The 13,594-nt window shown below is 63.6% G+C and carries 12 protein-coding genes; 9 read left to right on the top strand and 3 right to left on the bottom strand.

The window, feature by feature from the left end:
• Positions 1-196: 196 nt before the first annotated feature.
• The 6 genes from ACEU5R_RS13155 (at position 197) to clsB (ending at position 7,032) form a co-directional block, all read left to right on the top strand.
• A complete protein-coding gene (locus tag ACEU5R_RS13155) occupies positions 197-1,480 on the top strand; it encodes a putative Na+/H+ antiporter (protein WP_392410469.1) in 1,284 nt (427 codons plus the stop codon).
• Positions 1,481-1,820: 340 nt separating this feature from the next.
• Complete coding sequence (locus ACEU5R_RS13150; protein ID WP_103271669.1) at positions 1,821-2,126, top strand: FmdB family zinc ribbon protein; 306 nt, start codon at positions 1,821-1,823, stop codon at positions 2,124-2,126.
• A 15-nt stretch (positions 2,127-2,141) separates the two neighbouring features.
• Positions 2,142-2,789: a DUF502 domain-containing protein gene (locus ACEU5R_RS13145; RefSeq protein ID WP_103271668.1), complete on the top strand. Its 648-nt coding sequence runs from the start codon at positions 2,142-2,144 to the stop codon at positions 2,787-2,789.
• Positions 2,790-2,830: 41 nt separating this feature from the next.
• On the top strand, positions 2,831-4,615 hold the full coding sequence (gene aspS / locus ACEU5R_RS13140) for an aspartate--tRNA ligase (protein ID WP_392410468.1): 1,785 nt from the start codon (positions 2,831-2,833) through the stop codon (positions 4,613-4,615).
• Positions 4,616-4,960: 345 nt separating this feature from the next.
• Positions 4,961-5,824 (top strand): endonuclease/exonuclease/phosphatase family protein, encoded by an 864-nt coding sequence (locus ACEU5R_RS13135; protein WP_212312703.1) that lies wholly within the window; start codon positions 4,961-4,963, stop codon positions 5,822-5,824.
• Complete coding sequence (clsB, locus tag ACEU5R_RS13130) at positions 5,821-7,032, top strand: cardiolipin synthase ClsB (protein ID WP_392410467.1); 1,212 nt, start codon at positions 5,821-5,823, stop codon at positions 7,030-7,032. Before ACEU5R_RS13135 ends, clsB begins: the two co-directional genes overlap by 4 nt.
• A 28-nt stretch (positions 7,033-7,060) precedes the next feature.
• Here the strand turns inward: clsB and ACEU5R_RS13125 are convergent, their stop codons facing one another.
• From ACEU5R_RS13125 to ACEU5R_RS13115, 3 genes are read right to left on the bottom strand one after another with little or no spacing between them, the layout of a single operon-like run.
• A complete protein-coding gene (locus ACEU5R_RS13125; RefSeq protein WP_392410466.1) occupies positions 7,061-7,939 on the bottom strand; it encodes a DMT family transporter in 879 nt (292 codons plus the stop codon).
• 13 nt (positions 7,940-7,952) lie between these two features.
• Positions 7,953-9,404 carry an MFS transporter gene (locus ACEU5R_RS13120; protein WP_392410465.1) on the bottom strand — a complete coding sequence of 484 codons (1,452 nt, stop codon included), beginning with the start codon at positions 9,402-9,404 and terminating at the stop codon, positions 7,953-7,955.
• Between the two features lie 57 nt (positions 9,405-9,461).
• The gene (locus tag ACEU5R_RS13115; RefSeq protein WP_392410464.1) at positions 9,462-10,031 is read right to left on the bottom strand and encodes a carbon monoxide dehydrogenase subunit G; all 570 of its coding nucleotides are present in this window, start codon (positions 10,029-10,031) and stop codon (positions 9,462-9,464) included.
• 464 nt (positions 10,032-10,495) lie between these two features.
• Here ACEU5R_RS13115 and ACEU5R_RS13110 point away from each other — a divergent pair, with 464 nt between their 5' ends.
• From ACEU5R_RS13110 to ACEU5R_RS13100, 3 genes are read left to right on the top strand one after another with little or no spacing between them, the layout of a single operon-like run.
• Entirely contained in the window at positions 10,496-11,623 is a 1,128-nt protein-coding gene (locus ACEU5R_RS13110) for a glycosyltransferase (RefSeq protein ID WP_103276247.1), read from the top strand.
• Positions 11,566-12,732, top strand: coding sequence for a hypothetical protein (locus ACEU5R_RS13105; RefSeq protein ID WP_158658308.1), 1,167 nt, complete (start codon positions 11,566-11,568; stop codon positions 12,730-12,732). Before ACEU5R_RS13110 ends, ACEU5R_RS13105 begins: the two co-directional genes overlap by 58 nt.
• On the top strand, positions 12,699-13,520 hold the full coding sequence (locus ACEU5R_RS13100) for a glycosyltransferase family 2 protein (protein WP_158658307.1): 822 nt from the start codon (positions 12,699-12,701) through the stop codon (positions 13,518-13,520). The genes ACEU5R_RS13105 and ACEU5R_RS13100 overlap by 34 nt, the downstream gene beginning before the upstream one ends.
• Positions 13,521-13,594 lie beyond the last annotated feature (74 nt).

The raw sequence follows: 13,594 nt of genomic DNA, 5'->3' as shown, positions 1-13,594 counted from the left end.
CCCCCCCCCCCCCCCCCCCCCCCCCCCCCCCCCCCCCCCCCCCCCCCCCCCCCCCCCCCCCCCCCCGCGGCCGCGCGTGTCTCAGTATTGACCCGGTGTCGCGGGGACGGGGGCCTACGTTATATTGCGGCCCTTGCCCTGCGTGCCTTCAGGCGGGCAGGGCGCAGTCATTGCCCCTGATCACGGAAGCCCAGCCATGCCCCAGCCCATCGAAGTCATCGCCACCCTGTTGTTCGCGGTGGCGGTCCTTCATACGTTCTCGGTGCCGTTCTTCGCGCGGCTGGCGCACAAGGGCGGGCCGCACGCGGGTTTCTGGCACCTGTTCGCCGAGGTCGAGGCCGTGTTCGGCGTGTGGGCCTTCGCGCTCATCGTCGCCATGGCGGCGTTGTCCGGGCCGCCCGCGGCCATCGAGTACATGGACACGCGCAACTTCACCGAGCCGCTGTTCGTGTTCGTCATCATGGTGGTGGCGGCCAGCCGTCCGATCCTGGAACTGGTGGGACAGCTGGTGCGGCTGACGGCGCGCGTGCTGCCGCTGCGCCGCGAGCTGGCCACGTTCTTCGTGATCATGTCGCTGGTGCCGCTGGGCGGCTCCTTCATCACCGAGCCGGCCGCCATGACGCTGGCCGCCATCCTGCTGCGCGACGCCTATTTCCGCACCAGCGGCCGGGCCGGCTTCAAGTACCTGACGCTGGGCGTGCTGTTCGTCAACGTGTCGATCGGCGGGGTGCTCACGTCCTACGCCGCGCCGCCCGTGCTGATGGTGGCGACCACCTTCGGCTGGGATTCCGGCTTCATGCTGCAGCACTTCGGCTGGCGCGCCGCCGTGGCCGTGTGCCTGAACGCGGCGCTGCTGACCCTGGCCTGCCGCAAGGCGCTGCTGGGGCACAGCGTGGGCACCGGTGGCGGCGTTGACGCGCCTGAAGGCGCGGACCGGCGTCCGCCGGTGCCGGCCGTGGTCATGCTGGTGCACCTGGCGTTCCTGGTCGCCGTGGTGCTCACCGCGCACCATCCCGCGATCTTCCTGGGCCTGCTGATGATGTTCATCGGCTTCACGGAAGCGTACAAGCGCTACCAGAGCCGCCTGATGATCAAGGAAGGGCTGATGGTCGGCTTCTTCCTGGCCGGGCTGGTGGTGCTGGGCGGCCTGCAGAAATGGTGGCTGCAGGACCTGCTGGGCGGCCTGCAGCCCTTCGTGCTGTTCTGGGGCGCGACCGCGCTGACGGCCATCACGGACAATGCGGCCCTGACCTACCTGGGATCGCTGGTCGAGCGCACCAGCGAGGCCTGGCGTTACATGCTGGTGGCGGGCGCCGTCACCGGCGGCGGCCTGACCGTGATCGCCAACGCGCCGAATCCGGCCGGCTTCGCCATCCTGAAGAACCATTTCCCGGACGGCAGCATCTCGTCAGGCCGGCTGTTCCTGTCGGCCCTGGGGCCGACGCTGGTGGCGGCGCTGATGTTCCTGCTGCCCGTCTAGGCGGTCCGGCGGGCGGCGCGGGACCGGCCCCAACCGGCCTGGGAACCGTCGGGAAAGCCGGCCGGCGGCTCGCGGGAAGCGGCGTGGGGCGCCCCGGGCGAGTCCGGGCGCGGCGTCCTGGGGGACCCGCCGCCCGGGCCGTCTCCGGTTGTTCATGAAAAACCGCTAAAATTCAAGACTTTCCCGTATTTTTTTGGTCTTGCCTTCAGCGCGCGGCATCCGCCGCCGCGTTCGTGGCCGGGCCATGGCCAGACCGCCGGGCCGTCTGCCCGTCGTGATTTGGCGAACGGTCTTTTGGAACGGTCTTTTGATACGCCGGGTTCGCGCCCGGGAGCACGAAATGCCCATTTACGCTTATAAGTGCAGCGCCTGCGGCCATGCCAAGGATGTGCTGCAGAAGATCTCCGACGCGCCGCTCACGGTTTGCCCCGAGTGCGGCCAGAGTGCCTTTTCCAAGCAGGTGACCGCGGCTGGCTTCCAGCTCAAGGGCTCCGGCTGGTATGTCACGGATTTCCGCGGCAACGGCAGCGGCGGCGCGTCCACGTCGGCCCCGTCCGAGAGCGCCGCTCCCGCGGCCGCGCCGGCCACGCCCGCGGCGCCGGCGGCCCCGGCCACTCCCGCCGCCACCGGGTCCGCGGCTTCCTAGAGCCACGCGATGCGAATGCGCGTCATCAAGAAGTACTTCATCACCGGCCTGCTGATCTGGGTTCCCCTGGTCATCACGGTGTGGGTGCTGGGTCTGCTGGTCGCCACCCTGGAAGGGTTCGTGCCCGGCTTCCTGTCGTCCGAATCGCTGTTCGGCGTCGACATCCCCGGCTTCCGCTTCGTCCTGGTCGTGGCGGTGGTGCTGCTGACGGGCATTTTCGCCGCCAACCTGATCGGCCGCACGATGGTCGACCAGTGGGAGGCCCTGCTGGGCCGCATCCCGTTGGTGCGCTCCATCTACAACTCGGTCAAGCAGGTCAGCGACACGGTGCTGGCGCCCAACGGTCAGGCGTTCCGCCGCGCCGTGCTGGTGCAGTATCCGCGCGCCGGCGCCTGGACCATCGCCTTCGTCACCGGCACGCCCGGCGGTGAGGTGGCGGAACAGCTGCCCGGCGAGCACATCAGCGTCTACGTGCCGACCACGCCCAACCCGACCTCGGGCTTTTTCCTCATGGTGCCGCGCACCGAGGCGATCGACCTGCAGATGAGCGTGGACGCGGCCCTGAAGTACATCGTTTCCATGGGCGTGGTCGCCCCGGCCGCGGCGATGCCTGCCGCCGACCGGCCCGCCCCGCCCGTACCGGCGCCCCACGCCGATTCGTAACCCTTTACGCTACTACCAAGCACACAACGGAGTCATCCCGCATGCGTACCTGCTATACCGGCCAGGTTTGCCGTGACCATCTCGGCCAGACCGTCACCCTGTTCGGCTGGGTGAACCGCCGCCGCGACCACGGCGGGGTCATCTTCATCGACCTGCGCGATCGCGCGGGCCTGGCCCAGATCGTGTTCGATCCGGACAACGCCGCCTTCGCCACCGCCGAGCGCCTGCGCAACGAATTCTGCATCCGCGTCACCGGCCTTGTGCGCGAGCGTCCGGCCGGCACGGCCAACGCCGAACTGGCCTCGGGCGAGATCGAAGTGCTGTGCAAGGAAGTCGAGATCCTGAACGCGTCGGTCACGCCGCCGTTCCAGCTCGATGACGACAATCTGTCCGAGACCACCCGCCTGACGCACCGCGTGCTGGACCTGCGCCGCCCGCAGATGCAGCGCAACCTGATGCTGCGCTACCGCGTGTCGATCGAAGTGCGCAAGTTCCTGGATCAGCTGGGCTTCATCGACATCGAAACCCCGATGCTGACCAAGAGCACGCCCGAAGGCGCGCGCGACTACCTGGTGCCCTCGCGCGTGAACGCCGGCCACTTCTTCGCGCTGCCGCAGTCGCCGCAGCTGTTCAAGCAGATGCTGATGGTGTCGGGCTTCGACCGCTACTACCAGATCACCAAGTGCTTCCGCGACGAAGACCTGCGCGCCGACCGCCAGCCGGAATTCACCCAGATCGATTGCGAAACCTCGTTCCTGAGCGAACTCGAGATCCGCGAGATCTTCGAGAACATGATCCGCCACGTGTTCAAGGTGGTGCAGGACGTGGACCTGCCGTCGCCGTTCCCGATCATGACCTGGACCGAAGCCATGCGCCGCTACGGCTCGGACAAGCCGGACCTGCGCGTGAACCTGGAATTCACCGACATGACCGACGTCATGCGCGACGTGGACTTCAAGGTCTTCGCCGCCGCCGCCACGGCGCCGGGCAGCCGCGTGGTCGCCCTGCGCGTGCCGGGCGGGGCCGAGATGTCGCGCAGCGAGATCGACGCCTACACGCAGTTCGTCGGTATCTACGGCGCCAAGGGCCTGGCCTACATCAAGGTCAACGAAGTGGCCAAGGGCCGCGACGGCCTGCAATCGCCCATCGTCAAGAACCTGCATGACGCCGCGCTGGCCGAGCTGATCAAGCGCACCGGCGCCCAGGACGGCGACATCATCTTCTTCGGCGCGGACCGCGAGAAGGTCGTGAACGACGCCATCGGCGCGCTGCGCGTGAAGATCGGCCACAGCGAATTCGGCAAGAAGACCGGCCTGGCGATCGCCGGCTGGAAGCCACTGTGGGTCGTCGACTTCCCGATGTTCGAATACGACGAGGAAGACGGTCGCTACACCGCTGCCCATCACCCGTTCACCAGCCCCAAGGACGGTCACGAGGACTTCCTCGAATCCGATCCGAGCAAGGCCTTCGCCAAGGCCTACGACATGGTGCTGAACGGCTGGGAAATCGGCGGCGGCTCGGTCCGTATCCACCGCGAGGAAGTGCAGAGCAAGGTGTTCCGCGCGCTGAAGATCGGCGCCGAGGAAGCCCGCGAGAAGTTCGGCTTCCTGCTGGACGCGCTGCAGTACGGCGCGCCGCCCCATGGCGGCATCGCCTTCGGCCTGGACCGCATCGTCACCATGATGACCGGCGCCGAGTCGATCCGCGACGTGATCGCCTTCCCGAAGACCCAGCGCGCGCAGTGTCTGCTGACGCAGGCGCCGTCGGAGGTCGACGAGAAGCAGCTGCGCGAGCTGCACATCCGCCTGCGCAATGTAGAGAAATAGCCCACCCCCGAAGCGCTGCGCGCTTCCCCCTCAAGGGGGCGCGGCTACGGACCGGCGGAGCCGGATCCGTGCCGCTGCGCTTGTGGGGCGCTGGTGGCTTGCGGGGAGGGTGCCTCGATTTTCTGGTGCCTTCTTTTCAATAGCCGCCACTGGTTATGCGCAGTTTCAGAGAACGCCCTGGACTTGTCCGGGGCGTTTCTGTTTCTGGCTGCGTCGCGGGCGGTAAACGGCAACTGAAATGCGGTAATCTGGCAAGCGCCGCCGGGTGTGGCGGCGTCGGGTCGGGGTGCGCTTGCGGGCGTCCGGGCCGGCGGGTTCCGTGTCTTGTAAGGCGCCATCGCTTCCATGTCGCTCATCCGTGTCGTCAGCTACAACATCCATAAAGGCCGCTCGGCGCTGGGCCGGCGCGACTCCCTGAACGAGCTGCGCCTGGGCCTGTACGGGCTGCGTCCCGATCTGGTCTTCCTGCAGGAAGTGCAGGGGCGCAACGAAAACAAGTCGCTGCTGGATGCGCAGCATGAATCGCTGGCCGCGGCGCTGCGGCTGGACGTAGCCTACGGGCGCAACGCCATCCGCCACCAGACCGACCATGGCAACGCGCTGTTGTCGCGCTTTCCGATCGTCGAGCACGAGAACCAGGACATCTCCGACCACCGCCTCGAACAGCGCGGCCTGCTGCATGCCCGCATCGAGCTGGACGGGCGCGCCGTGCATTGCTTCGTGGTCCACCTGGGCCTGTTCGCCGGCAGCCGCAGCCGCCAGATCCTGGCGCTGACCGAGCGCATTCGCCGCCTGGTGCCCGAGGGCGATCCCATCCTCATCGCTGGCGATTTCAATGACTGGGGCGACCGGCTGGCGCCGCTGTTCGTGCAGCAGCTCGGCCTGTACGAGGTGTTCTCGCACGCGCCGCGCAGCCATGGCGGCGAGCTGCCGCGACTGCGCGACTCGGTCAAACGCCTGACCAACGCGCTGCGCGGCGTGCCCAACGGCATTTCGGTCATGGAGCGCACCAACCAGCTGGGCATGGACGGCAGCTCGCGCCTGCTGCTGCCGCCGCCGCGCACCTTCCCCGCCGTGTTCCCCTGGTTCCGGCTGGACCGCATCTACCAGCGCGGCTTCGCCGTGCGCAGCGCGCGCGTGCTGCGCGGCCGGGAATGGGCCCGGCTGTCCGATCATTCCCCGCTGCTGGCCGAGCTGGAACTGCCGTGAAGCGCGAGCCGGTCAGGCTGGACTGGACGGATGGCAACGACATCCGGCTATTGCAGAACGGCGCGGACTTCTTCCCGTCGCTGTGCGCCGCCATCGACGCCGCCACGGTCAGCGTGCACCTGGAAACCTATATCTTCATGCTGGACCGCAGCGGCGAGATGGTGCTGCGGTGCCTGGCCGAAGCCGCGCTTCGCGGCGTCAAGGTGCGGGTGGTGCTGGACGGTTTCGGCAGCGCCGCCACCGCCGACGAGGTCCGAGTCAGGCTCACGAACGCTGGCGCCCAATGCCGCATCTTCCGGCCCGAGCCGCGCTGGTTCGCCAAGCTGATCCCGTCGCGCAGCCGCCTGCGGCGCCTGCATCGCAAGGTCAGCGTGATCGACGGGCAGATCGCCTATGTGGGCGGCATCAACATCGTCGACGATTACGATGACCTGGACCCCTCTGACGGCCTGACCGCGCCGCGCTTCGACTTCGCCGTCAAGGTGCGCGGGCCGGTGGTCACCGACGCCGCCTACGCCCAGGATCTGCTTTGGGTGCGGTTGAACTGGGCGCGCCTGCGGCGCCATCCGCGCGACTGGAACCGCATGCGGCTGGCCAAGCCGCATCATGTCGCCGTGGCGCCTTGCGGCCAGATGCGCGCCGCGCTGGTGTTGCGCGACAACCTGCGCTTTCGCCAGACCTTCGAGCGCGCCTATCTGCTGGGCATTACCGAGGCGCGGCGCGACATCCTTATCGCCAACGCCTATTTCTTTCCCGGCGTGCAATTCCGCCGCGCCCTGGCCAGGGCGGCGGCGCGCGGCGTGCGCGTGCGGTTGCTGCTGCAGGGCAAGGTCGAATACCGCATGCAGTACCACGCCACGCGTTCGCTGTACGACCAGCTGCTGCGCGACGGCATCGAGATCTACGAATACATGCCCGGCTACCTGCATGCCAAGGTGGCCGTTATCGACAACGTGGCCACCGTGGGCTCGTCCAACCTGGATCCCTTCAGCCTGCTGCTGGCGCGCGAAGCGAACGTGGTGATCGACGACCAGCCCTTCGCCTGGGACTTGCAGGAACGGCTGGAGACGGCCATCCGCGAGGGCGGCCGCTTCATCCGGCCGCTGGACTATCAACGGCGCGGGCTGCTGCGGCGTTGGGTGGACGCGGCGTCGTATGTACTGCTGCGGATTGGCGTGGCGCTGACGGGAACCTCGGACAAGTACTGAGCCTTTTTCCGTCGCGGCGCTGTGCGTGCTACGCGGGCTTGCGCCGCGCGCCGATCAGTCCCAGCGCCAGCGCGGTGCCTACCAGGATCACGCCGGCGCCCGCCAGGATGGGGCCGGTGATCGTCTCGTTCAGGAACCATGCGCCCCACATCACGCCGAAGATCGGCACCAGGAAGGTGACGCTGACCGCGCCCGTGGGGCCCACGTTGGCGATCAGGCGGAAGAACACGATGTAGGCCGCGCCGGTACAGACCACGGCCAGCAGCACGGTGGCGCCCCAGGCCATGGCCGAGACCGGCGCCTGCGGCCAGGTCATCACGGCGGCCGGCAGCAGCACCAGCGAGGCGGCGACCATGCTGCCGGTGGCGTTGGTCAGCGCGTCCACGCCGGTCAGAAAGCGTTTGGTCCAGTTGGCCGCGATGCCGTAGAACACGGGCGCGGACACGGCCGCCAGCACGGCCGGGCCGGTGCCGCCGGAGGTGAAGCTGAGCTTGTCCCAGACCAGCACCACGATGCCCAGCAGCGCGATCAGCAAGCCCAGCGAGCGCGACCAGGCCAGCTTGTCCTTGAGCCAGAGCCAGCCGATCACGGCCCCCCAGACGGGCGTCACCGCGTTGGACACCGACAGGAAGCCCGCGCCCAGCGATTGCGCCGAATAGGCATACAGGACGAAGGGCAGGGCGGCGTTGAGCGTGCCCACCACCAGGATGGCTTTCCAGTGCCGCGCCATCAGCGGCAGCCGGCCGCGCCAGATCGCCGCCGGCAGCAGGAACAGCGCGGCCAGCCCGACGCGCAGCTCGATCAGCGGCACCGGCCCGAATTCAGGCACGGCGATGCGCATGAACAGGAACGAGCCGCCCCATACGGCGGCCAGGACCAGCAGGTCCAGCAGATCGCGACGACGCATGTGCAGTCCAGTCTCAGGAGGGTTTCCGGGCAGAAGCCAGGTTCTTCATCTTCACCCGGTGCGCGAGCACCGCGCAGGTCAGGGACAGGACAATACACAAGCCCAAGCCAGTCCGCACTCCGTTTAGTACGGAACTATGCGAAATCAGGATACCCACCAGCGCCGTGCCCAGCGCGCTGCCGATCGCGCGCGTGGTCTGGACCAGGGCCGAGGCCACGCCCACGTCGCGTCGCTCGCTGAGCATCTGCATGAACAGGGTCAGGTTGGGCAGCAGGAAGCCCAGCGCGCAGCCGTTCACGAAGAAGGCCGACAGAATCCACAAGGCCGAGGTGCCGGGCGAGATCAGCAGCACCATCAAGGTGCCGGCCGCCAGCAGACAGGCGCCGAAGACCATCAGGCGCTGGGGTTCGGTCTGGCGGTGGAACAGCCGGCCGTTGATGATGCTGCCTACCGAGATGGCCGCCACCAGCGGCGTGAGCAGCAGCCCGGCCTGGCTGGGCGTATAGCCCAGGACCTGCTGCAGCAGCAGCGGGCTGTAGAAGATCAGCACGAACATCACCGCGCCCACGGTCATTGCCGCCAGATTCAGCAGTTGCGGTTCGCGGCCCGCCAGCACGCGCAGCGGGAAGATCGGCGAAGCCACGCGCCGTTCGATCGGAACCAGCAGGGCGATGGCGGCGGCGCCCGCCACGGCCAGGCCCAGCGCCAGGCCGGGGTGGGCGTGATCGCCGCTGGCAAAGCCCAGCTCCAGCGCCGCCAGCGGCGCGCCCACCGCCACGACCAGCAGCAGGGCGCCCAGCCAGTCGATGCGGCGCTCGCCGGTGTGGACGGGTTTGATGCGGGGGAAGTAGCGCGCCAGCAGGAACAGCGCGACGGCGGCGGCGATCGGCGATATGAAAAAGGCGGCGCGCCAACCCAGCGCCTGGGTTGCCGCGCCGCCGAGCACCGGGCCGATGCCGCTGGCCATGGCGAAGGCGGCCGACACCAGCGCCATCCAGCGCACGCGCTGCTTGGCATCGGGGAAAAGATCGGCGGGCGCGGCGAAGGCCGTGGCGATCATCATGCCGCCGCCGATGCCTTGCAGCGAGCGGAACAGGATCAGCTGGCCCATGCTCTGCGACAGCCCGCAGGCGATCGAGCCCAGCGCGATGATGAGCACCGACACCAGCATCAGCGGCTTGCGCCCGAACATGTCGCCCAGGCGGCCGAAGATCATGATGGAGGCGGCGGTGGCGAGCAGGTAGCCGGTGCCGACCCAGGCGTACAGCGCCATGCCGTTCAGCGCCTCGGCCACGCGCGGCAGGGTGGTGCTGATGATGGTGGAATCGAAGGCGGCCAGCACGACAGTGGCCGAAACGCCGGCCATGGCCATCAGCAGGTCGCGGCGCGATGGCGGCGGGGTGGCGGGCTGAGCAGGGGGAGGCGGGTCTGGCTGGGGCTGCGGCGTAGGCGGGGGCGTGCTCATTTAGTTAGCATATCACCGCCGAATGGCCGCAGCCGTCCCGGTTGGCCAGGCTGTCCACTACTTGTAGAGGGTGTGGTAACTCAGGAACACGGCGATCACCACCAGCACCAGCGCCCAGGACCAGCGGGAGTTGGACAGGCCGCGAGGCTCGGGCTCGGGCGGCGGGGGCGGCGGCGCCAGCCGCGGCTGGCCGGCCATGTAATCGATGAACGCGGCGAAGAAGCGCTCGATGATCTTCTCGCCCGCCTTCAGGATCAGGCTTTCGCCGCATTCGGCCAGCTTGCCGCCGGTCATGCCCGCCACCGTGTAGGCCACGCGGGTGCCCTGATCCTTGGTGCTGAGGTTGACCTGGGCGGTGCCGATGGCCAGGCAGGCCGCCCGGCCCTTGCCTTCGAACACCAGGGTGCAGCTGTTGGGGGGAGCGACGTCTGACAGCAGGATCTCGCCGTCGTAGTCGGTGTCGATGCCGGCGACCTTGGCACGCAGGGTGACGGCGTATTCGGTGGGGGAGCGCTGCGTGACGTTGACGCATCCGGGGATGCATCGCTGCAGCACGGCAGGATCGGTCAAGGCGTCCCAGGTCTGGTGCTGGGTTGACGGGATCCATTGGGCATCGGCGATACGCATGGTTGTCTCCTTGAAGAACTGCTATGACGTATTCTTGCGCCGAATGCGACGTTTGGCTACTCCTCCATGCTTGCCCATGGTTTTTTCACGGTACGCCGTCTGCATGCAGGGCCAAAATAGTATTAATCGGTAATGATATTTATTCTTATTTATGGAAGGAAATTGTTGCACCCAAGGATTGCGTGCAGCGCCGTAACAACGCCTGAGGGCGTGAGGTGGAAAAGCCGCGCGGAAAGGGGGCGGCGGAACAAGGCCATTAAGCTACTATAGCCAGTTGATCAAAGAAGCGATTCGAGGCGATCGACTTCGGCTGGATAGGAATGGTCGCCCTCAACGTTGGTGTTCATCGTTCCCCGAAAGTGGGTACCGGTGTGGGCAGCCCTGACCTAGATGTGGCGAAGCGCTAGCTGCCGCTGGAAAGGGTTTACGCATAAAATCGCGCCACTTTATTGCTGGTGTACTCCATGCTTTATGTTTTAGTCGCATTCCTTATTTCGTTGATCATCACCCTTTTGCTTGTCCGGTTCAATTCGTTGCATGGCAGGTACACCGCCGATCACGATATAACCAGTGTTCAGAAATATCATGTCCGCCCTGTGCCCCGAGTTGGCGGGATGGCAATCGTTGTCGCCATGTTCGGCATATGCGTACTTGTGGCTTTTCGCGAACGTTCACAAATGGCGGATCTGCTGACGCTATTGTTGGTTGCGATGCCAGCCTTCTTGGGCGGACTTGCTGAAGATGTTACGAAGCGTGTGCGTGTTCTGGTTCGTCTTGGACTTGCCATGATATCTGGTGGCGCCGCGTACTATTTTTGCGGTGCCACGTTGACTCGTCTGGATATTATTGGCGTCGACTGGCTGCTGCAATTTGGCGCAATCTCTCTAATCTGTACCATGATTGCCATCGCGGGGGCCGCGAATGCCATCAATATCATTGATGGATATAACGGACTGGCAGCGGTAATAAGCGCAATGATCTTTGCTGGATTTTCCTATGTCTCCTATTATCTGGGAGACAGGCTGCTGTTGATTACGTCGGTGGGCATGATCGGCGCCATAGTAGGATTTCTGGTATGGAACTATCCAAGAGGCTTGATTTTTCTTGGAGATGGTGGAGCATATTTTATCGGGTTCATGATTGGTGCTGTCTCAGTATTAATGCTGGCTCGACATCCTGAAGTATCCGCGTGGTTTCCATTGTTACTATGCATATATCCAGTTTTTGAGACATTGTTCTCCATCTATCGGAAGAGATTTCTCCGAGGACAGTCGCCGGGCATGCCTGATGGCGTGCACCTGCATATGCTTATTTACAAACGCCTGGTACGCTGGGCGATTGGTTCCAGCGATGCGCGCCACAAGGTTCAGCGAAATGCGATGACGTCGCCATATCTTTGGCTGCTCACGTCATTTGCCGTCATTCCGGCGGTGTTGTTTTGGCAGAATGAATATCTGCTGATGTTTTTCGTGGCCGCATTCTCCGCAATGTACGTGATCCTATACCGAAGATTGGTACTGTTCCGCATGCCCAAATGGCTGGTCATCAAGAAAAGGGCCAAAATAGTGCGGCGGGGGATAAAGGGAAAATGATCTTTTTCGCGCGCTCATACGTGGCCGATTTTGATGCGCGTTTGGGAAAATACTTTGATGCCCTGACGGCTGCAGGTCTTTCTTATCACTTCATTGGTTGGAACAAGGACGGCTCGGTGCGAGCCCAGGATGACAGGCATACGCTGTTTTCCATTCGAGCAAGGCTGGGCGGGGGCTGGAGAAATGCCCTCGCCTTGGTGCGTTGGAACGTGTTTCTGTTTTGTCAGTTATGGCGGGCACGAAAGAACCTGCGCATTGTGCATGCCGTTGATCTGGATTCCGCGGTTGCCAGCTGGATGTTCTGTGCAATTGCACGCAAGCGGCTGGTGTTTGACATTTACGACAAGTACACCGCAGTACGCAATATATCCGGCGTGGTCGGGAGAATTTTGGATTCACTCGAAACACGCATCGCCAAATCTGCTGACCTCACTTTGATTGTTAGTGAAGAGCGCTATGTGCAGCATGGGTTGCCTGCGGGACAGGCGAATGTGCTGGTTTTGGAGAATGTGCCCAACGCATGCGCGCATGGCCGGCCCATGCGGAAATTGAGCAGTCCCTGGATGATTGGATATTTTGGAGTGCTGGAGCCTAGAAATCGAGGCCTGGAAGACTTGCTTGAAGTGTGTGCGGGGAGATCCGACGTTGAGCTGCATGTGGCCGGATATGGGGGCTTGGAAAATATGTTTGCCGCCAGTGGCACCGAGTTTTCCAATATCCATTTTTACGGAGCCATGTCCAGCTCTGCTGGCTTGACCTTGATGGCTAGCATGGATGTAGTAGTTGGCATGTACTATTTGAGCGTCCCGAATCACTTGTATGCGTCACCTAACAAATACTATGAACATCTTATGTTGGGACGAGGTATGCTCACCACCGTTGGTACACCCCCTGGTGCGAAGGTGATGGATCTGGATACTGGTTGGGCAATTTCCGAAGGGAGTTCCGCAATCGCGGCGTGGGTGGAAGATTTGGATCAGACAAGAATTGGGCGGGCAGCGGGCAATGCGCGCAGGATATGGTGTGAAAAATACTCCTCCTATTTTTTTGATAAATATATGGGAGAGTACGTCGGGTGCATCAAGAAATTGCTCAAGGGTGTGCCTTGATGTGCCTGGAGGATGTTCCGTTGGTATCAATAGTGATGCCGGCTTATAACTCGCAGAGTTACATAAGAAGTGCGATAGATTCAGTTCTTGCGCAGACGTTCGAGGGCTGGGAGTTGTTGGTGATCGATGATTCGTCAATCGATAATACTGCCGAGTATGTGCAGGCTTATAGCGATAGGCGGATTCGGTATTTGAAGAATGCGCAAAACCTGGGCGTGGCAGAAACTCGCAATAAAGCTATTGAAATCGCGCGGGGAAAATACATCGCCTTTCTTGATAGCGATGACATCTGGCTGCCTTATAAGCTCGCAGCGCAAGTGGAATTGCTCGAACGAGGTGCGGTGATTTGTTACGGGAGCTATGCGCGGATGTCCAGTGATGGCCGTCTATTGAATAAGGTAATCGCCCCGGCATCGTTACGCTACAGCGATATGCTGAAATCCAATTCCATAGGCCATCTGACGGGTATATATCGGAAGGATAGTTTTCCCAACCTGCGCTTTGAATCCTGTGGGCATGAAGATTATGTGTTTTGGTTACGCGCAGTTAAGATTTTGGGGGAAGTGCACGCCGCCCTGCCTGATACTCCTCTGGCACACTATCGCGTGCTGAAAAATTCATTGTCATCAAACAAGTTGAGAGCAATCCGGTGGCAATGGAATGTTTACCGAAAGATCCTGAATTTTTCAGTGGCAAGAAGCACTTATTATTTTTCTTTTTATATTTTTAACGCGCTCCGAAAGCGTTATTCATTCGGGCTGGGGCGTCATGTAAAAAATGGATTGTAGATTTCGTGAGTAGCTCGCAAAAGTATTCTTCTTCGCCCGTTTCGCTATTCAAGTCACTTATCAGATATCGAGCG

The organism is Achromobacter sp. 413638, assembly GCF_043119405.1.
In the GTDB taxonomy this organism is placed as follows: Bacteria; Pseudomonadota; Gammaproteobacteria; order Burkholderiales; family Burkholderiaceae_B; genus Achromobacter.
Note: the sequence above shows the minus strand (reverse complement) of the source record. Positions and strands in the feature narration are given on the sequence as shown.